Genomic DNA, 21,306 nt, shown 5'->3' with positions numbered 1-21,306 from the left:
ATGCCTATCTCTCATCAAGCCGATACCGGCGCCTTCTTCCACCAAGCGAAAGGCTGTTGCAGCGCTCAGGTTTTAGCATCGCGACGCCGAGGGGCGAGGTATCCACGCCGGCTGGACACGCCCCCCCTCACCCCACCAGCGAACCCTTCACCAGATCGACGATGTAGTCGCGATGCGGGGTCAAGAAGAAGTGATCGCCGGGTAGCAGTTCCACGCGCTGCACGCTGTAGCAGAACTCGCGCCAGCCGTCGAGGGTTTCGCGCGTGGTTTCGTTGTCTTGCGTGCCACCGAGCACGCTGACCGGCGTGGCGAGGCGCAGGCGGTCGTGTGGGCGGAAGCTCTCGCCGATCTTCATGTCGGCGCGGATGATCGGCAGGTACAGCCCGAGGAGTTCTTCGTTCGCGGCGACTTCCTGCGGCATGCCGCCGAGGACGGTCAGGAAACGCACGAGTTCCGGGTCGGACAGCTCGCTGTCGCGTCGTGGCGGGCCGTTCGGTGCCTTCTGGCCAGACAGGAAGACGTGCCGCGGCAGTTGCGCGCCCACGCGCTCGAGCCGCTGCGTGCAGGCATAGGCGACGAGTGCGCCGTTGCTGTGGCCGAAGAAACTGAATTGCGCGCCGGCGACCAGCGCAGGCAGTTCTGTCATTACGGCGTCGACCACGGCGTCCATGTCGTCGAGGCAGGGTTCGCCGAAGCGGCCCGCACGACCCGGCAGCTGCAGCGACCACAGTTCGTGCTGCGGTTCGAGCAGCGGGCCCCAGTCGCGGAACGCATACGGTGAACCGCCGGCATAGGGGAACACCACGATCTTGCGCGGCGCCAGCGCGGCGTTGAGCTTGACGAAATTCTTACAAGGTTTCATGGACTCTCTGCGTGATTCGTTGCGGGCAGGCACAGCGCCACCGTGGGCACGGCGTCGCGGGCCTCGTTGGCCTCATGGCCTCAGCGCCGTCCCTGCCGTGCAGGCAAGCGGTGTCCCGCGTTGATTGAATGTAGCGTTGATTGAAGCCTTGCAGGCGATTCGTAGCGCAGCGCGGTACTCGGTTGCCTCGGCGACCAGGGTTGCGCCGGAATGTAGTTCGCCGCCAACACGATCGGCAAAATCAGCACCGGCAGGCCGACCGCGGCGATCCGGCCCACATCAGGACGCCCATCGATCTCTCGTGTGGCGGAAAACTCCGACTATGTCGCGGGGCGATCTCCGATTGACGGACGGTCCAGCTCTGCCCTTGCGCAGTCAGTCGATCAAAAAGCCCAGCGAATGCGTGGCCGTTTGCTGGTGCAGTCAGCCGCGGCGCACCTTGACGGGTGGCGGTGCCCGCCAACCTCTGTCGTTGCCACCGCTGCGGTGTCAACGGCCCGGTGACGCGGCGGTACCGGGACAGCGCAGCGCCGCGGTGCCATGCTGATCCGCCTTTTCCGCTAGCTGCGCGGCCAGGAACTCAAGCCGGGCATCCACGAGCTGCTGGCGCTGCCCGATGCGCTACGTGCCGGGTTTTCGCGCCTGGTTCGCAGGTCATCACAGGACACCCATTGCACACGCACGCGGATGCGACCGTTGGCGTAAATCCGGCGCGCCGCAACCAATCCGTCCCACTCGTATGCGGCGAACGCCAATGGTCGACGGCGGTTCGGTGCTGCCGCGGGACCTCAGCTAACGCGCTCGAAAATCACCTCGGACGGCGAGTAGGGTAGCGAGCGCGGCACGAGTTCCAGCATCGCGCGCAGCGACTTGAGGTGTGCCGACTTCTCCAGCGCGCGTTGGAGGATGGCGCACGTCACGAACACTTTCTCGATGCCGGTCCGCAGCACGGTGTCGCGGAGTACGCCGTGCGCGCGCGCGTCACGGAAATCCATGGTGATCTTGAAATCGTGGTCGGCTTCGGGTGCGTAGCGCACGTTCGCCTGGATGTATACGAAGCCCGTGTCGTGCAGCGGCATGATCACGAGTGCGCGCCGCGGCGTCGACACGAGGATGCCGGCGGCGAGCTCGCGTTCCTCGTCGTAGCCGGCAATTCCGGCCAGTTGGCAGAGCATGCCGTTGACATAGAGCGCCTTGCGCCGCAACACCGGCGTCCTGTCAGTGGGCGCCGCGATCGGTTCTGGTTCCGGAGGGGATGGCTCCGGCAGTTGCGCGTCGAAGTGCTCGCGTATCGACTCGGCCGCTGCCGCCGCTTCGAGGACCAGCGGCCACACCCAGTCCGGAAACGGGCCCGGCAGGCCCGCCAGATCAATCGACAGCCAGCGCAGGTTGCCCTCGAAACCGCGGTTCTTCCACCGTTCGACGTGGCCGCGCGCCGCGGATTCCTGGTCGCGAAGCACATCGAGCCAGAACGCGACCGTGCCGTCGTCGCCGAAGTCGGCCGGCTCTGGTTCGGCGCCTTTCCTCTCGATCTCGGCGAGACGATCGGTTATCGCCGTGCGGCCCGCGCGCAGCACGAACAGCGCGACGCAGCTGAGCCAACCACGTTCCCACGACGGCGGAGCGCGGCGCAGATAACGCGCCGCGGCAGCGACTTGACCGGCAGCGAGCCGATTCTGTACGCCGATGAGCTGACGGTCATCGCGACTGTGACGCGCACCGCGGGAAAGCTGCAGATCGTCGCGGCTCTCCGCGACCTTGCCGGCGTCCGACCAGTAACGCGCACGCAGGAAACGCAGGTCGAGATCCCACGGCTCCTCGTCGAGCCGCAGCGTGAGCTGTTCGATCGCCGCGTCGAGCTCACCGAGCGCGTGGCGGTTGCGTGCGCATTGTTCTCGCAGCCGCAGGTCGCCGCTGCCCGCGGCGATACCGCGCTCGCAACCCAGCGCCGCCTCGCGATAGCGTTGCAGCGCGAACAGCGGAAAGCTGCGCAAGTACCATGCGTAGCCGTTGCCGGGCTCCTTGCGCAGCACGTGGTCGATGTCGACGAGCGCGTGACTTGGCGAGTCGCGAACCTCGCGGATGCGCGCACGGACCAGGCGCGCGTCGGCGTGATCCGGTTCGGCGACGAGAACCGTATCGCACTCGCCCTCGGCTTCGGCGAGGTGGTCGGCGTAAAACAGCAGTTCGGCACGGCGCACGCGTTCGGCCAGGCCACCCTGCCCGGCAATATGGGTCGCATAGACTCCGATGAGCCGTTCGCGTAGCTTGCCGCGACGTTCGATGTCCTCGTCACTGCGCAGGGGCGCACGGGCATAGCGCGCTTCGAGAATCACGATCTCGACATGGGCCGGCAGCGTCATGGCCGCTGCCGCGGCATCGTAAGCGTCGAACTGCGCGGACTGCTCTTCGATGAAGGCGCGCGCGGTCTTGAGATCGCAGCGCGCCAGTTGCTCGAGGAACCAGCGCGGCGGCAGTTCTTCGCGGCGCAAGAGGTTCGACAGCACGCGATGCGGCGCTGCGTCGGCCGCGTTGGCGACGCTCGCCATGGCGAGGAGCGCCGTCATGAAACGCTGTGTCGTCGATTCCGCAGCGTCGGCGGCTTCGTCGCCGAGGTGATGAGCGATGAGTATTCTGAGTGGCGTCGGCAGCGATTCGTCGGCGGCGCGGCGCTGCAGCTCCGACCGATCGAAGAACGTGAACAGCAGATCGATCTGATGCACGGAGCCACCGAGGCGCTGTGCCCGCGCTACGGCGCGCTGCATGCGCGCGCGGTAGTCGGTCTTGGCGTCGCGCAACACCGCGATCCCCGCGGCCACGTCACCATTCCTCGATGCATCGCAGTACCGCGCGAACAGCGCGACAGGATCGTGGCGATTCGCGCTGATCCAGGCGCCGAGCGATGATTTGGCGAAGCCTTGCTGTCCGGTTTCCCGGATCAGCGTGAGCGTTTCCGACATCAGATACAGGCCATTCAACAGCCGGGCTTTCGCGGCCACGGCGGCAGCGACGAGCGCGCTACCGAGCGTATCGATGAGCGACGGGTTGCCGCTTTCCGCGAGTGCCTGGGCGATCGAGTCCCAGGCGAGCATGCGCGTAGGCGAGCCGACCAGTGTCGCGATGCGCTCGGCGGCACCGAGTCGCAGCAACAGTCCGGCAACGGCCGCGGCGGCGAGGCCATCGGTCGACTCGAGTTCGGCCAGCAGCGTGTCGATGCAACTGGCCAGCGACCGGCGCAGGCGTGGCTGCCAGCGCCATTTCGAAAGGCTGCGCAGTTGCGCGACGCCGGCATGCGGATCGTCGTCGAACAACGTAGCGCAGAGCATGAGTGTCTGCTCGCCCATCGCGTCTTTCGCGCGCATCAGGCCCGCCAGGCAGTGGTCCTGGACGTCATGCGGCGCGCCACCCGCTTCCACCAGCCAATCGCCGAGGGCGACGATCTGTTCGACCGGCAGCAAGTGCGAAGCACGGTCGCGCGGCAGCGCCTTCCAGAAGCGCAGCCGCTGCCACCAGCGATACTGCGGGCGCGCGCCGATGAAGGCTTCGAATACCGGCCGCAGTCGCTCCCAGGGCGCGTCGTCGTCCGCATCGAAGCCCTGCGTCCAGGACGCGAGCGCGAAGCCGATCACGCCTTCCCAGCGCGTCCCCGGCGCGCGTTTCGCGCGTTCGACGAAGGCGGTGTCCGGCCCTTCCGTGCCGCGACTCAACGCGCCGGCAGCGAGGAAGTCGCAGAAGGTCTGATGGCGCCACTCGAATGGCCCCGCAAACACGCCGCTGCGTTCCATCAGCGGATGCAGACACGCCTTTGCCTCGATCATGGCACCCGTTTCCGATTTGGCCGGATCGATACGGCGCAAGGTCTCGGCGAGGCAGCTGATGCAGCCGCGCTCGTCGAGCGACGCGCCGGCGTTCATGCTGCGCAGCGCGATCGCCTCGAGTAGCGCCGTCATGACGCCAGCGTTGCCGAGCGGCGGCTGGCCGCTGCCGCCACTCTTCGCCGCCGTCGACAACAGCAGATCGAAGTAGTGCTGATACAGCCGGCTGCGCGACGTCGGCAGGCTGCGGACGTGGGGAAACACCGCCGCCAGCATCGTGACACCGAGCGCCGTGTCGCAGAGCTGCTCGAGGGCACCGTGCTCGAGCTGCACGCGAAAGCTGTCGGCGGACTCGCCGATCCAGCGCCGCGCGATGCGCATCGTCGCGGCCGTATCCGGCGCATCGAGTAGCACGTCGGCAGCAGCATGGCCGCCGAGCGCGGCCAGCACGAGATCGCGGCGGCGCGTCGCCACGACGACGCGCGCACGCGGCAATTCCTCGATCAGCGCATCGATGAGCAGACCGACGTCCTTGCGCAGCGCATCGGGTACTTCGTCGAACGCGTCGAACAGGAACAGCCACTCACTGTCGGCCGCCGCGGCCCAGCTGGCGAGGAAATCTTCCGGTACGGCGCTGCCAATCAGATGGAATCGCGGCATGTTCTCCAGCGCCCGGCGCAGGCGAGTCTCCGGGCGACCCTCGGCGACCGCGGCGAGATCGCGCAGACGCAGCAGCAGCGGCAAGGTGGAACCCGATAAGCCGACACGCCCCGGTTCGTCGAGCGCGCAACGCGCGAGGAATTTGAGCAGCGTCGATTTGCCGCTGCCGGCCGGCCCTTCGACGACGATCACACGCTGCTCCGTGGCCACGGCCTCGAACAGCCGCTCGCCGATCGCCAGGCCGTCGCTGCTGCCGGGAATCCGCAGGCGTGCACCGAGCGGGACATACCAGTCGAGCAGTCCCAGCTGGTCGCTGCCCACGACGTCGTAAGTCGGCGCATCGACATGACGGGCAAGCGCGCGCCGGTAGGCGTCGAGCGAAGCGAGCCGGTCGAGCGTGTCGTGCGCGAGGAACCCGGCGAGCCGACGGACCGTCGGGCGCAGTGCCGCGGTGAAGTCGCAGCCTTGCAGCACTGCAATCTCAGGCGGCAGCATCGACTGCAGGCCGGGCTCGCAGAGCAGCGGCACGAGCCGCTTGCCGGCGAGCAATGCGGTTTTCCATTCGGCCTGGCAATAGCTCGACTGCAGCCACGAGCGGGTCACGAGCAGCAGGAATGTGGACGAGCGCTGGTGCGCGTCACGCAGGGCGCGCGGAAACTCGGCGCCGAGCGCGATGCCGTCGACCACGTCGCGGTCGAAGAACACCTGTGGAAACCGGCGTCGTCCCAGCCAGGTTTGCAGCAAGACGCCGAGGTTCTTGTCCGCACTCGAATAGCTGATGAAGATCATCGTCGTCTCCGTAGCGCCCCGTGACCCGCGCGGCGCCCATCGACGCGGTTGCCCGGGCTTCCCTGTCACCGCTAGTGCGATGTGATCAGTGTCGGCAGCGCTACGCATCTCTCATCTGACAGCTCGAACTCTTCCAGGCTGAGATTGCCCAATGTCGAGTGGAGCCGGTTTCGATCGTTGTTTCCTGACCGCCTTTCGAGCCGATTCCGGCGCCTTGCTCGAGCTGAGCGAACCGTTGTTGCAGCGCTCAGGTTTTGGCATCGCGACGCCGACCCGGTGAGGTATCCACACCGGTCGCACACGGCCACCCTCACGCCGCCAGCGACGCCTTCATCAGGTCGGCGATGTAGTCGCGGTGCTGGGTCAGGAAGAAGTGGTCGCCGGGCAGCAGCTCCACGCGCTGCACGCTGTGGCAGAACTCGCGCCAGCCATCCAGGGTTTCGCGCGTGGTGTCGTTGTCCTGCGCACCACCGAGCACGCTGACCGGCGTGGCAAGGCCCAGGCGGCCGTGCGGGCGGAAGCTCTCGCCGACTTTCATGTCGGCGCGGATGATCGGCAGGCACAGTTCGATGAGTTCGTCGTTCGCGACGACTTTCTGTGGCATTCCGCCCAGATCAGTCAGGAAGCGCACGAATTCCGGGTCGGACAGCTCGCTGTCGCGGCGCGGCGGGCCGTTCGGCGGTTTCTTGCCGGACAGGAACACATGCCGCGGCAGTCGCGCGCCCAGGCGTTCCAGTCGCTGCGTGCAGGCGTAGGCGACGAGCGCGCCGTTGCTGTGGCCGAAGAAGCTGAAGTCCGCGCCGGCGACCAGCGCGGGCAGTCGCGGAACGCATACGGTGAACCGCCGGCATAGGGGAACACCACGATTTTGCGCGGCGCGAGCGCGGCGTTGAGCTTGAGGAAGTTTTTGTAAGTTTTCATGGACTCTCGGAGTGGTTCGTTCCAGGGCGGGCACGGCGCTGCCGCGCGCACGGTGCCGCGGGCCTCGATGGTCCGCGGCGCCGTCCCTGCCGTGCAGCCAGGCGATGTCCCACATTGATCGACTGTAGCGTCATTGAAGCCGTGCAGACGATTGGTGGCGCAACGCGGCGATGGGTTTCCGCTGCGCCCGGGCGGCGCGTCGGAATGCAGGGCGACGCCAGCACGGTCAACCAGCACGATGGCCGAGATCGGCACCGGCACGCCGACCGCGGCAATCAGATACACCCGGCATCGACGAATACCGATATGCCTCACCGGCAGGTACGCACACCTTGCCGCGCCGCGGCCGGACTCGCTAGTGTGCGCGGCACCGCGTCCCCCAGGAAATCCTCATGTCGTTTGTGCAGTGTCTGCGGGGCATCGCTTCGGGCCGCGAGTATCCGGCCGACGTGCCGATGAATCTCGATCCGGTCGATGGCCGTCCGGTGGAGATGGTCCTGGACCTGGCGCGACTCGCGCGCGAACGGCCCAGCGCCTCGTGGTACCGGCCGCAGCGCCGCGACATGTGGCGCTTCGGCGCGTTACTCGCGCTCGATATCGACGATCCGGCCGATGCGGCGCACATCGTCACGCTCGGCGAGGGCGCCACGGCGCTGCTCGAGTATTCCGACGACGAATCCGTGCGCGGCAGCGGGCTGCGCCTGCAGCTCAAGGACGAAGGCCGCGCTCACGCCGGCTACGGTGCGAATCCGACCGGCAGCTTCAAGGATCGCGGCATGTCCATGGTCGCGTCGCAGGCGCGGCGGCTCGGTCTGCGCCGCCTCTCGGTGCCTACGCAGGGCAACGCCGGCGATTCGCTGGTGCGCTACGCGCTGGCGTCGGACCTGTCGGTCGCGGTGGCGATGCCGGCGAGCACGCCGTTGCCGATACTCGGCAGCGTCGCCGCCGCGGCGCTGCAGTATCCGCAACGCGTCGTGCTCGAGCTGGCCGGGCCGACGATCCGCGAAGCCGGCGCGTTTCTCAGGCAGCACTATCTTGCACAAGGATACTTTTCTGTCGCGACCTTCCAGGAACCCGGCTGGCGCATCGAGGGCAAGAAGACGCTGGGTCTGGAGCTCGCCGAACCGGCCGCCGGCGAGACGCGCTGGTCGGTGCCCGACGCGGTGATCTATCCCACCGGCGGCGGCACCGGCGTGCTCGGCATGTGGAAGGCCTGGGACGAGTTGCTGCAACTCGGCCTGCTCGACGCACGCCGGCCGCGCCTGTACTGCGTGCAGAGCGAGGCGACGTGTCCGCTCGTCAGCGCGTTCGAGCAGGGCGCCGCGGACACAACACCGGCCAGCGGCGGCGACACGCTGGCGACCGGACTGAACGTACCCGGCGGCGTCGGCCATGCGCGCGTGCTCGAGATCGTGCGCGCGAGCGGCGGCGCGGCAGTCGCGGTCAGCGAAGCCGACATCGCCGCGCAGACGCAGCGCCTCTGGCGCGCGCGCCACGACTGGATCGGCACCGAAGGCGCCGCCTGCTTCGCCGCCCTGCCCCAGCTGCTGCAGCGTGGCCTGCTGCGCGCGGGCGAGCGCGTCGTGGTCGTCAACACCGGGTCGGTCGAGAAATACCTGCCGGCGGTGCGTGATCTGCTGTAGCGCGGCCGGCGACGGGCTGCCGCGCCGTCCGTCCTTGGAGCCCCGCAAGAATGCAATGGCGCAAGCGCAAGCCAGGAGCGCTAGCCTTCGCCTTCAGGCCGAGAGCATTAGCCCTCCTCTTCAAGGGGAGGGCTTTTCGAGGCCTTTGCCGATTGACCTGGCATTCTGTCAGACGCTGTTATCGAGACCCTCATGACGTCAACCGCTTCGCCGCGTCTGCGCTGGTTCGTACCAGGCGACCTGAATGGCTTCTTCGGCCTCGTCGTCGACAACCTGACGATACTGGCCTTCATCGCCGGCGCGCTGATCGGCCTCTTCGGGTTTCCGGCGGACGTCGTGTTCCAGCGCATGTTCCCGGGCACGGCGTTCGGCGTGCTCGTTGGCAATCTGATCTACACGGCGATGGCGCGGCGTCTTGCCGCGCGCAGCGGACGCGAGGACGTGACGGCAATGCCGCTGGGTCTGGATGCGCCGACCAGCATCGGCATGGCGCTGCTGGTGCTCGGGCCGGCCTTCGTCGCGTACAAGGCCGGCGGACTCGATGCGCAGGCCGCGGCGATCGCGACCTGGAAACTCGGCATGGCCTCGCTCGTCGTCATGGGTGTGCTCAAGTTCGTGCTGTCGTTCGCTGGCGCCTGGGTCACGCGCGTGCTGCCGCGCGCGGCGCTGCTCGGTTCGATCGCCGGCATCGCGCTCGTGCTGATGGGATTTTTTCCGCTGATCGAGGCGCTGCGCGTCCCGGTCGTCGGCTTCGTCACGCTGGGGCTGCTGCTGTACGTGCTCGTGGCCAAGGGCCGGCTGCCGCTGGATCTGCCCGGCGTACCGCTGGTGTTCGCGTTCGGCACGCTGCTGTATTACGGCCTGGGTTTTGCCGGACTCGGCGCGCCGGGTTTCACGCCGCCGGCCGCGTGGCAATGGCATCTGGCGCTGCCGCTGCCGAATTGGGGATTTGTGGAAGGATTACCGGCGACGCTGCCGTACCTGCCGCTGCTGCTGCCGTTCGGACTGCTGATGGTCGTCGGTGGCATCAACGTCAGCGAAAGTGCGCGCGCGGCTGGCGACGACTATTCCACGCGCGACATACTGCTGGCCGAGGCGTTCTCGACCCTGGTCGCGGGATTCTGCGGCGGTGTGGCGCAGACCACGCCGTACATCGGCCAGCCGGCGTACAAGCACATGGGCGCGCGACACGGCTATACGCTGCTGACGGGCCTGTTCATCGGCATCGGCGGCATGCTCGGCGTGGTGTCCAGCCTCGTGCAATGGCTGCCGCTCGCCGTACTCGCGCCGATCATGGTCTACGTCGCGATCGACATCACCACGCAAGCCTTCGATGCCACGCCGCGGCGGCATACCGCGGCGATGGTGCTGGGTTTCCTGCCTTCGGTCGCCTACCTGCTAGCCATCAAGCTCGGCAATCCGGCCTGGATCGCGCCGGAAAAATTCCATCGGCTCGCCACCACACTCGACGGCCACGGCCTGCCCGAACTGGCCGTGATCACGACGCTCGGCAACGGTTTCATCATCACGGCGATGATCTGGATCGCGACCGTCGCCGCGATGGTCGACGGCCACCTGCGCCGCGCCGCGGCGCTGCTGCTCGTCGCCGCCGGCCTCGCCGCGTTCGGTGTCGTCCACTCGGTCGACCCGCGCGGCGGGCTGCACGGGCCGTGGCAGCTGGATGGACTTGCGCAGATCATCAGCCTGCAGTTCGTTGCCGCCTACGGCGTGCTCGCGCTGCTGCTGGCGGGCTTGTCGCTGATGGCGGCGGTGCGGGCCGAACCCGACGATGCGTGAGCGTCGGCCTGCGCCGACAGGCAATCGGTAAACTCACTGTCGATTCCTGCTTCTTCTTCAACCGCGGTTCCGTCACCGGGTCGGCCTGGTGCCGCTTTGGTGCGCGCCAGCCGGTTCGCGCAGCGCCGGGAAGCGCATACCCGATACCGCGCGCGGCCGCTGCACACCGCTTGCGCGCAGCGCCTCGCGGGACGCGCGCGCGCACCTTCCCACGGCATCCGCACCACCGTTGGGGGAGAACCACGAACTTCTTCGTCTACGACGGAACAACCCCAGGAGGTTTCCGATGCAACGGACGTGTTCGCTTTTTTCCGCGCTGCTTCGCCCGCTGTCGCTCGCGCTGGTCGCGCTCGCCAGCGCGGGCACCGCTCACGCCGATGCGCGCTATGTGGAGCCACAGGCTTCCGTCGCGATCGATCCCATAGGTTTCGTGCAGGGCCACGACGGCAGCTTCTGGACCTTCAGCCTCGACGGCGTGCGGCATACCGACGCCAATGGCCGCACGATCACGCTCTACCGCGGGCCGGCACTGCCGGACCCTGACGACCCGGTGTTCATTGCCGGCGTCGCCACCGACGACGGTGGCCTGATCGCCTATGACGGCCACTGCAACCTGCTGCGCGTCACTGGCGATCTGCGCGCAACCTGGACAAAAGCCGTGCCGTTCCTGTCCTGCAAGGCCGTGGATGCCAACGCCCAGGGCATCAGCTGGATTGGTGGTCCGGCACCGGGCGACGGCGACAACTTCCATGAACTCGCTCCCGACGGCGGCCTGCGCTGGCGCGTGCGCATCGGCGGCATCGGCGCGCTGATCGCGTTAGAGCAGCTGGTCGCCTTCAAGGCGCTGGCCGATGACGATCTCGTCGTGCTGTCGCGTTCAAACGTAATGGAGACCGTCTTTGCGCGCTACCGCGGTGGCGACCGCGTGTGGCAGTGGCGAGGCGAACCGGATATCGCGCAGAAGTTCGAGCTCGCCGCCGACGGCGGCGTCTGGGGCGTCGGCCTGCACGCCGGCTCGCTGTGGACGACACGCCTCAATGCGCAAGGGCAGCTGCAATACAGCCGTGCCCAGGCGAACGCAGACATCGCCGTGTACACGCTGGCCGCTGCGCCGGACAACGCGCTGTATTCCGTCACCGGCGAAAACATGCAGTTCGGCCGCGCGCGCACGCTCGTACGCATCGGCGCCGACGGGCAGGTCGCCTGGCTGAAGACGCTGTGCCCGGGTGCCGCGCCCGGCGCGCCGGTGCTGCCCGACATCATCGTCGGCGCGGACGGTTCGGTCGCGAACGTGTGTGAGTCGTCGGGACAGCAGCGCCTCGTGCGCCGCAATCCGGCCGGCGCCGTGACATCGGAAACGGTGCTGCCGTTCGCTCGCACGCTGGAACTGCAGTCCGCGCCGGACGGCACGCTGCTGGTGCTCGGTCGCGAACGGGTCGATGCGCCGTTCCAGACGCGCCTGATCGCAGTCGATGCCGCGAACCAGATCCGGCCGACTGTGATCGGCGAGCTGACCGATAGCCACCCGCTGCAGCTGCTGGCCGCGCAGATCAATGCCGACGGGTCCAGCTACCTCGTGACCCAGAACGCGTACGTCGCGGTACCGCCGCAACGCTATACCGTCAGCAAGATCGGCGCTGACGCGACCGTGCTGTGGCGCCGCGAACTGCCAGGCCTCGCGCTGCATTCGGCGCAGATCGAAACCGGACACGGCCTCGCCTGCGTGTCCGTGGTCAGCGACGCCGCGTTGATCCCCGGCAGCGCGAGGAAGCCGATGGCGCAATGCCTGGATGCCTCGACCGGCGCCCTCGTCGGCCGCCTGCACGACGCACCGGCCGACCAGGGCATCCAGATGCAGGTCTGGCCCTTGTCCGGCGGGCGCGTGATCGTGGTGCGGCGCGCACCTGAGTTCGTCGAAACGCAGGTGTTCATCGACGACCAGCTGGTGAACTCGCGCCGTACCGCGTCCACCGCGGATCGCGTCGCGATCGACCCTATCGGTCGCGTCACGACGGCGAACAGCCTGGCCGTCGGCCGCGCCAACGCCGACCTGAGCCCCGACTTTCTGCTGAGCCCGAGCGAACTCGTTTCCTACCAGTCCGACTTCGCCCTGGACGAGGACGGCGGCCTGTTCATCGCCGGCCGCCCCCGCGTCGCGTTGCGGGACGTGGCGACGCTCTGGTCGATCAGCCCCGGTGGTACCACGCGCTGGCTGGCACCGCTGTCGCTCAAGGACAGCGAGATCCAGCTCGTGGGCGGTGCGCAGGCCGTGTTCGCGCTGGAATATCGGCGCGCGGGCACCGGCACGCCCGGCGCGGCGCGCGTATCGCGCATCGAACGCGCCGACGGGCACACCGCGTGGACCTACGATCTCGAATTCAGCGCGACCGGACCCGGCCGCCTCGCGCTGAGCGCCGACGGCACGCAGCTGCTGATCGCCTCGGCCCACAGCAATCGCCTGCGTCTGGAGCGCCTACGTGCCGACGTCGGCATTCGCACGCATCGGCGCGATGTGTATTGCGGCGACACCTGCGACGCGCCGTTGGCGCTGCGCGACGATGCGGCCGGCGCGGCCCGCGTCGTCGGCGAGATCACCGATCGCGTCGGCGGCAGCACCGCGGCGATCTTGCGGCTCGACCGTGCGGTCACCGACACACCGCGCATCGACGTCGGCCAGCCCGGCGTCGCCGGCCTGTGGCACGCGCCCTACGCCAACGGCGAAGGCCTGGCGATCGACTGGCTGCCAGGCTCGAACACGCTGTTCGCGGCCTGGTTCACCCACGACTGGGGCGGAGTGTTCACCTCGCGCCGGTCGTTGCGCTGGTACACGCTGCAGGTCAACGGCGTCCCCGCCGGCACGACCGAACTCGAGCTGCCAGTACTGCGCACGATCGGCGGCAACTTCGCCGCGGGTCCGGCCGTGTCGCCGTATCCGCGGCCGGTCGGCAAGGCTTGGCTGAGCTTCAGCGACTGCAGCAACGCGACCTTGCGCTATCAGTTGTTCGACCAGACCGAAGCGGGCTCCGGCGCGAAGCGCGAAGGCACGCTGACGCTGTCCCGGCTGACGCCGGCGACGCGCGACTGCCGCCTTGCCGACGGCAGCAGCCAGCCTGGCGCCGGCGCGCGACCACCGGCCAAGGGGTTCGATGCGCGCCTGTCGGGCGCCTGGTACGACCCGGCCGCGCTGGGCCAGGGACTGCAGCTCAACATCCAGCCCGACGGGGTGTTCTTCGCGCCGTGGTTCACCTACGACCCGGAAGGTGCGTACAGCCAGAGCCGCCAGCACTGGTTCACGCTGCAGGGCGATCTCGCGCAGGCGCGCGACGGCCGCGTCGACCTGCGCATCATCCAGACCACCGGCGGCGGCTTCGATTCGCTGCCGACCTACAACGCGAACGTCGTGGGCATCGCCACGCTGACCGTGCTCGGCTGCGATCGCGCGACGCTCGACTATCGTTTCACCGATCCGCTGGTCTCTGGCCCGTTCGCGGACCGGTCGGGCCAGCTCGCGCTCACGCGCATGGGTGATTGCGCGCCGTGATCGCAGTGCCCGCACCGGCGCGGCGCCGGTGCGGGCAGGCAGTGCCGTGAACGCCTAGTCGCCACGCCGCGCGCACGCATCGCAGCGTCGCGCCGCCTGAATTTCGCCGCCGCCCACGCGTCGCCCAAGAGAACTCCTCGCGCCCGCGGCGCCAGCCGCGTCGGCTGCGTGCGACGCCAGCATCGCGCTGCTGAGAGAAACCGCCCTGTCGGTACAGATGCTCCGTATCGCGCAGGCGTGGACGAGGTCACGCCGTTCCGCCCGCGCGTCTGCCGCCCCGGTGAAGGACGCGTGACCCGGCATCCGGGAGCTTCGCCGGCCGTCTGTCCGACCCTCCTCAGGCCAACCTGCAGCACCGGCTCTGACACGCGTACGACTGCCGCTCCACCCGGAGAAATGAAATGCCCTTTCTTCCGATCTGCTTCGTGGTCATGCCGTTCGGCCTGCGCGAAACGGGCGCCACGGAACCCGCGCCGGCGCGCGTCGATTTCGACGCACTGTGGCAACAGGCGATCAAGCCCGCGCTGGAACGCCTCGGCTATCGGGTGGTACGCGCCGACCAGGATCTGGGGCCCCTGATCATCCAGGAGATGCTGGAGCGGCTGTACTACTCGGATCTGGTCGTCGCCGACATCAGCATCGCCAACGCGAATGCGTACTACGAAGTCGGCATCCGCCACGCGGCACGCCCGGACGGCTGCGTGCTGATCGCGGCGGACTGGGCGCGTCCGGTATTCGACCTGGCGCAGGTGAGGCATGTGCCGTATCAGAATCAAGTCACGAAGCTCGACGCGGACCGCGCACAACAGATCATCGATGTGCTCGTCGAGAGCATTCCGCCGCGGGCGCGCGGCCGGGCACCGATGATGGACGCGGTCCTCGGCTATCCGAACGCGCAACACGACGGTGTGCGCGCACGCGAACTCGCCGGACAGCTCGAAGCGTTCGAGGCGCTGCGCGCCGACATCGATGTCGTCGGCGAGATGCCCAGGCCGGCGCGAGCCGCTGCGGCACGCGACATTCTCGACGCGCACGCGGCCAACACCACCACCAGCCTTTCCGTCGCGACCGAAATCGTCCGCCTGCTGCGCGATGTGCTCGAACGGCACGACGAGGTCGTGACCTATATCCAGGCCTTGCCGCAGGCCCTGCAGGACGTGCCCTACCTGCAGGAGCAATTCGCGCTCGCACAGTCGAAACACGGCGATCATTTCGCCGCGATACGCGCGCTGAAGACGCTGATCCGCCTGCGCGGCGACAGCGCCGAGCGCCAGGGCCTGCTCGGCGGTCGCTACAAGCGTCTCTACAACGAATCGGTCAAGGTCGCGCGCAACGACGCCAGCGGTTCCGCGCAACCGAATCGCCGGCATCTGCAGGATTCGATCCGGCACTACGAGCACGGCATGCATCTGGATCTCAACGACTACTACCCGATCTGCAACCTGCCCGCGCTGTACCGCGAGCGCGGCGACGCCGGCGACGAGGCGCGTGCCGTGGTTGCCGCGACGGTGGCGCGCCTGGGCTGCGAGCGTGCGATCGTGCGCAAGACCGACAACGAATGGACGCGATCGACCCTGCTCGGCATGGCCTTCGCCGAACGCAATCTCGACGCCGCGCGCGAACTGGCGCCGCGCGTCGAACGCGAAGGTGCCATCGCGTGGCAACTGGAATCGACCCTGCAGGACCTGCGGCGCCATGTGGAACAGATGTCGCAGGACAGCACCGGCTTCGCACAGATCGTCGCGAGCCTCGAAGCGTTGCGCTGAGCGCACAACGGTTCCGCGGGATCTGCACGGCGCGCGCAACGCCATTCGCGCGGTTGCCGGCTCCGCGCAACTCGGCATCTTCGGCACGACCTCGGGTCGGAAGCGCGAGTCGCGATGCGCTGCCCCAGCGACCGCCAATGCCAGAAGCAAGGCGGCCGACAGGATTATCGCGATGCAACCCCGGCAAGGGCGCGATCGCGCGCCCTTGCCGCTCGAGATGCGCAACCCGCCTCGCTGCGGCCTGAGAGGTATCACCCGCCTGCACCACTCCGCGGTATCCTGCGGGACAATTTGCATTAAGTGACCCTGGCACTTTTCGATCCGCGGTGATGGTGCACCGCGCCATTGGCGTCCCTGGTCGACGCCTGGCCAGCGCACGAAACCCCGCGGGAATGTGTGCCGCATCATCGGCACGGCGCACCGACGGTCGGGAGAAAATCCTGCATGCATACGACGCGGCGGCTGGTTGAGATGACCTTGTACGGAACCGGCGATCAGCGCCGCTACGTGCAGGATGGCGCGGTATTTCTCGAGGTCTGGATCGAGCTGATCGAAGCGGCCAGCCAGCGGGTGCCGCTGTTGCTGCAGCCCTATCTGCAGCTGCCGCCATCGGAACTGGCTGCAGCGCTGCATCGACGCGGGATCGGGCGAGCCGCGCCGCACGAGGCCGTCTACAACAACACCCTCGTGTCGTTGTCCGCCGACCTCGCCACGGTCGTCTTCGGCCTGGTGCCGCTGACCGGCTGGTTCCGCCGCGCCTACAGCGCCGCCAGCCGGCGCTCAGGCACCGTGGGACTGGATCCGGAACTCGTCGCCACGCTGCCCGATGCCACGCTCTGGGCCGATGTGCCGCTGCACGACGATGCGCGTGAAGACGTTGCGGCAGCGGATCCCGCCAAAGAGCTGCTTTCGTTTGTCCGCATCGCGGGGGTCGCTGCTTACCTGATCCTTCGACGCGGTGCGCGCACGACGAAGACGCCAAGCAGCGGCATCGAGCGCGCCGCGAAGGAAGTGAAGGTCCTCGTCGCGCTGCCGCCGGAGACGGTGCGGGCGCGAATCGCGCAGATGGCGCGCGAAGGCTGGATCGAACTGCTCGAGCACGCGCCCGGTCCGGAGTGGTACTGCAACACCGCTGACGATGCGATCTACTCGATCACCTGTGACCGCAAGGCGAACCTCGCCGTCGCCGAGTCGCGCAAGACGGTCAAGGCCGATGCGGCGCGGCGACTGTTCGACCTGTCGTGCAGCGGCATTACCTGGGCGGTGGTCGACTCAGGCATCGACGCGACCCATCCGGCGTTCGCCCGGCGAGTCGAGCCCTCCGGCACGCGGACCGCCGCGGAAAACGTCAAGGCGTCCCGCGTCAGGCACACGTTCGACTTCAGCTACCTGCGCGATCTGCTGCTCGGCAATACGGAAAGACTGCCGCCACACCTGCAGACAGAACGCTACGCAACACCGCTGCAGCAGGTGCGCGAGCGCGCCGACGCGTTCAAGCCGAACGACTGGGGCCTTCTGCGCGAACTGCTCGAAGTGGAGCCGGCCGCCTACTACGTACCGAAGAACCGTCACGGCACCCATGTCGCCGGCATCCTCGGCGCGGACTGGCCCGACGGCCCACGCGGCCCCATGAGCGGCGTGTGTCCCGACATCGACCTCATCGACGTGCGCATCTGCAAGGACAACGGCGACAGCGACGAATTCATCGTCACCGCCGCACTGCAGTTTCTTCGCTACCTCAATGCGCATGCGGACATGATGGTCGTGCACGGCGTCAACATGAGCCTTTCCTTCGAGCACGATGTCGCCAGCTATGCCTGTGGACGCACGCCGGTCTGCCTGGAAGCCGAGCGCACGGTGCATTCGGGCATCGTCGTCGTGGCGGCCGCCGGCAATCGCGGCTACCGGCACATCAAGGCCGCCGACGAGTCCACGTTCTATCAGTTCTGCGCCGTCAGCATCACCGACCCGGGCAATGCCGAAGGCGTCATCACCGTCGGCTCCACGCATCGGCGCGAGCCGCACAATTTCGGCGTCAGTTATTTTTCCAGCCGCGGCCCGACCGGCGACGGCCGCATCAAGCCCGACCTGGTCGCGCCGGGCGAGAAGATCTACGCACCGGCGCCGCACGGCGACGCGGTCACGCTCGACGGCACCAGCATGGCCGCACCGCACGTCAGCGGCGCGGCGGCCCTGCTGCTGGCGCGCAACGCCGAGCTGATCGGACAGCCCGAGCGGATCAAGAAGATTCTCTGCGATACCGCAACGGATCTGGGTCGCGAACGCTATTTCCAGGGGCACGGGCTCGTCGACGCGCTGCGCGCGCTGCAGTCCGTGTGAACGTCGTCAGCCAAAACGCAATCCGGCGAATGGAGGAACAGGCCATGTTCAAGCTCGAAGCGCTGCAAGCCCTGCACGGCGACTGCCTGCTGCTGCAGTGGGGAACCGACGACGCGCCGCACCTCATGCTGATCGACGGCGGACCCACCACCGTCTACCGCGATAGCCTGCGGCCGCGCCTGGTCGAACTCATCGACGAGCACGGCGAACCACTCGTCATCGACCTGCTGATGCTCAGCCACATCGACGACGACCATATCAACGGCCTGCTCGATTTCGCCAAGGAACTCGACGACAACCGGACCAACGACCTGCACGGACGCGACCCGCTGCGGATCAAGGTCCGCCGGCTCTGGCACAACAGCCTCGAAGGCCTGCTGGACGATCCGCTCGTCGAGCGCGCCACGGCGTCGGTTACCGCCTCCATCGGCGCGGCGCTGCAGTTGCCTGTCGGCGGCTCCGAAGCGGACACCGACGCGCACTTTCACGGCAAGGTGCTCGCCTCGGTGCCGCAGGGGCAGGAGCTGCACCGCTATGCGGTGCAGCTGGGCTGGCGCCTGAACGCGCCGTTCGACGAACCGGCGCTGGTGATGCGCGGGGTCCGCGACAAACCCGTCAGGATCGAAGGCCTGACGATGGATGTCGTCGCTCCGGCCGCGGCCGAGGTCGAGGCACTGCGCATTGCCTGGAAAGCCAAGCGCCGCGACGACGGCACGCTGGCCGCGTACAGCGACCGCTCGCCGTACAACCTGTCGAGCATCGTCGTGCTGGCGAGTTTTGACGGACGCCGCATGCTGCTCACCGGCGACGCGCGTGGCGACCACGTGCTGGCGGGCCTCGAGGCGAACGGCCTGCTCGACGACGACGGACGCATTCACGTCGACCTCCTGAAACTGCCGCATCACGGCAGCAAGAACAATGTAAAAAAGGAATTCTTCGAGCGCGTCACGGCCGACCACTACGTGGTTTCCGGCGACCGCGGGCGATTCCCCAATCCCGCGCGCGACGCCATGCAATGGCTGCACGATGCGCGCGGCGACGACGACTACACGGTGCACTGCACCTATGAGATCGACGACATGCGCGCGTTGTTCGGAGACCGCCTCGTCACGCCGCGGGCGCAGGCCCGCTCGGTCACGGCCGAACTGGAGAGCGCCGTCTGACGCGCCTCTCCATCCGTGCCGGCGCACTCCGCAACGCGCGGCAAGATCGACACTGGATCGGAAAGCGCCGTCGTACCCTGTGAGCGCCCGTAGCGATCCGCCAGCGGCGCCAGCGCCCCTGGCCCGTAGCCGAAGATTCGGCACCTGACTGGCCAGCAGCCAGTCACGGCCGATTCGAGCTGCAGGCTACCGGTCCGATCCGGCAGGCCGCGACGCCGCGCCGAAAGCCTGGAAGCGCGGCCCCGTGATCCGGGTGCTGTTGAGGTCAGCCTTCCTCGTCCAGCGGCGCGTCGGTCTCGTTGGGCTCCTTGCTCTCGGCCTCACGGATCTTCGCTTCGGCCGCCTGCTTGCTGTCGCTGACGCTCGGAAGCTTGGTCGGCGCGGCCAGCAGCAGTGCCGGATCGATGCGCTTGCCAAGCCAGCGCAGGCCCAGGTGCAGATGCGGACCCGTTGCGCGGCCGGTGGCGCCGATCTTGCCGATCGCCTGGCCACGCTTGACCTCGTCGCCGGCCTTGACCGCGATCGAACCCAGGTGGAAGTTCATGCTGACGAGGCCGCCGCCGTGATCGATGTAGACGGCGTTGCCGGTGAAGAAGTGATCGGCGGCGAGGACCACCGTTCCGTCCGCCACCGCCACCACCTTGTTGCCGTTGCCGACCGGGTAGTCGCGGCCGCTGTGCAGGCTTTTGCGCTTGTGGTTGAAGGTGCGCAGGCTGCCGAAATCGTCTTCGCTGCGCGGCAGCTTGGCGGCCGGATCTTTCAGCGGCAGCGTGAAGCGCGGGGCGTCCGGCGTGCCTCCGAGGATTTTCCGGACCTCGGCGGTTTCGCGCACGGCGCGCGCCTGGTCCTCGGCCGAGAGCTCCATGTAGCGGTCGAGCGCCGGCGGCAGCTCCATGTCCACATCGGCAAATTTCGCATCTTCCACGACCAGCGCGCCGAGGTGCTGCTTGCCAGCCTTGTCCCACACGGCGATCTCGTGCCGCCCGAGGCGCGCACGGATATCCACCGGGAAGTAGCAGACCTCACCGACGGCGGCATAACGCTTGCCGTAGATGCCGCATTCGGCAGCGTCGAGCCCTGCCCAGCGTGCCACCCCGCCCTGCGGTGCGGTGACGAGATTGGACGCCGCCTGCGCAGGCAAGAGGCCCGCGGTGACCAGAAGACCCAGAACGGCCAGAGCCGCCGTCGTTGCACGAGTTCGCATAGCACTACTCCCCTACGGTTGATGACGAATCTGTGGTGGGTGACACCGATGGAAACTAACGTCCGCGCAGTGCAACGGGTTCGATATCGTCGGATCCGCGTACTTGCAGGGTCTGCATTGGCTCGTCGAAGACCCGCTGCGGCCGCGGACCGAGCCAGTAGCAGCCATGGTCACGCACGATGTCGAAGCGCAGCTGTTCGGAGTATGTGACCCCTTGACGCTCGGTCACGGGCATCACGACGAGTGCAGGGCCCGGCGTGCGGGCTGACGTCGGCGCATCCACGTCGTACGGGTCGTGCGCCGGATACGTGGATGCCGCTTCCAGCGCAACCGATGCCGAACCGGCCTTGAGCAACCTCAGCATTGCGCGCGCCTCGCCACGCGCCGCGCGCGCCGGAACGCCGCGCCACAGGGTCAGACCCGAAAGCCGTATACCGTTGCGCGTTGCCAGCGCAGAGCGCACTAGCTGTTCGAGCTGCTCCGGCGAGCGCGCGCAAGAACCGCCACCGGGTGCCGGCGCGGTGATGGCATGGGCCTGGTTCGACGCACGCTGGCGCGGTTGTGCTGCCGCACCGGGACAGCTCTGCGTGAACATCACCTCGCCATGCTCGCCAACGCAGCGCTCTATCGCCATCGCATCGCCGCTCACCGCGAGCGCCGCGACTGCAGCCACAGCCACAACCAGGACAAACCAGCGCCGACGGCTCACAGCGACGCGGTGACGATCATTCTTCCTCGTCACGGCCGACGCTGCCGTCGCGATCGTCGCCAGGAAGCTCCACCGTAGGCGTCTGCTGATCGGTCC

General features: G+C 68.0%; 11 protein-coding genes. 6 read left to right on the top strand and 5 right to left on the bottom strand.

Going from position 1 to position 21,306, the window contains the following annotated elements:
* Positions 1-127: 127 nt before the first annotated feature.
* The 3 genes from RUU78_RS08955 to RUU78_RS08945 form a co-directional block, all read right to left on the bottom strand.
* Complete coding sequence (locus tag RUU78_RS08955) at positions 128-862, bottom strand: alpha/beta fold hydrolase (protein WP_313915760.1); 735 nt, start codon at positions 860-862, stop codon at positions 128-130.
* A 788-nt stretch (positions 863-1,650) separates the two neighbouring features.
* Positions 1,651-6,126, bottom strand: coding sequence for a TIR domain-containing protein (locus tag RUU78_RS08950; protein ID WP_313915758.1), 4,476 nt, complete (start codon positions 6,124-6,126; stop codon positions 1,651-1,653).
* Positions 6,127-6,436: 310 nt separating this feature from the next.
* The gene (locus tag RUU78_RS08945) at positions 6,437-7,162 is read right to left on the bottom strand and encodes a thioesterase domain-containing protein (protein WP_313915756.1); all 726 of its coding nucleotides are present in this window, start codon (positions 7,160-7,162) and stop codon (positions 6,437-6,439) included.
* 277 nt (positions 7,163-7,439) lie between these two features.
* Here RUU78_RS08945 and RUU78_RS08940 point away from each other — a divergent pair, with 277 nt between their 5' ends.
* The 6 genes from RUU78_RS08940 (at position 7,440) to RUU78_RS08915 (ending at position 19,297) form a co-directional block, all read left to right on the top strand.
* Positions 7,440-8,690, top strand: coding sequence for a threonine synthase (locus RUU78_RS08940; protein WP_313915754.1), 1,251 nt, complete (start codon positions 7,440-7,442; stop codon positions 8,688-8,690).
* Positions 8,691-8,882: 192 nt separating this feature from the next.
* The gene (locus tag RUU78_RS08935) at positions 8,883-10,487 is read left to right on the top strand and encodes a hypothetical protein (RefSeq protein ID WP_313915752.1); all 1,605 of its coding nucleotides are present in this window, start codon (positions 8,883-8,885) and stop codon (positions 10,485-10,487) included.
* Between the two features lie 286 nt (positions 10,488-10,773).
* Complete coding sequence (locus RUU78_RS08930; RefSeq protein WP_313915750.1) at positions 10,774-14,028, top strand: hypothetical protein; 3,255 nt, start codon at positions 10,774-10,776, stop codon at positions 14,026-14,028.
* A 401-nt stretch (positions 14,029-14,429) separates the two neighbouring features.
* Positions 14,430-15,794 (top strand): tetratricopeptide repeat-containing protein, encoded by a 1,365-nt coding sequence (locus tag RUU78_RS08925; protein WP_313915747.1) that lies wholly within the window; start codon positions 14,430-14,432, stop codon positions 15,792-15,794.
* Between the two features lie 444 nt (positions 15,795-16,238).
* Positions 16,239-18,134: a S8 family peptidase gene (locus tag RUU78_RS08920; protein WP_313915745.1), complete on the top strand. Its 1,896-nt coding sequence runs from the start codon at positions 16,239-16,241 to the stop codon at positions 18,132-18,134.
* Between the two features lie 44 nt (positions 18,135-18,178).
* Positions 18,179-19,297, top strand: coding sequence for a hypothetical protein (locus RUU78_RS08915; protein ID WP_313915742.1), 1,119 nt, complete (start codon positions 18,179-18,181; stop codon positions 19,295-19,297).
* Positions 19,298-19,562: 265 nt separating this feature from the next.
* Here RUU78_RS08915 and RUU78_RS08910 read toward each other — a convergent pair whose 3' ends face one another.
* Together RUU78_RS08910 and RUU78_RS08905 are read right to left on the bottom strand one after the other, a co-directional pair.
* Positions 19,563-20,501 (bottom strand): M23 family metallopeptidase, encoded by a 939-nt coding sequence (locus RUU78_RS08910; protein ID WP_313915740.1) that lies wholly within the window; start codon positions 20,499-20,501, stop codon positions 19,563-19,565.
* A 55-nt stretch (positions 20,502-20,556) separates the two neighbouring features.
* Positions 20,557-21,306: hypothetical protein (locus RUU78_RS08905; RefSeq protein WP_313915738.1), on the bottom strand; the 750-nt coding region annotated here is incomplete at its 5' end.

This window comes from Tahibacter sp., from assembly GCF_032229445.1.
In the GTDB taxonomy this organism is placed as follows: domain Bacteria; phylum Pseudomonadota; class Gammaproteobacteria; order Xanthomonadales; family Rhodanobacteraceae; genus Tahibacter.
The sequence above is the reverse complement of the archived record's forward strand: the minus strand, read 5'-3'. Positions and strand labels throughout refer to the sequence as shown.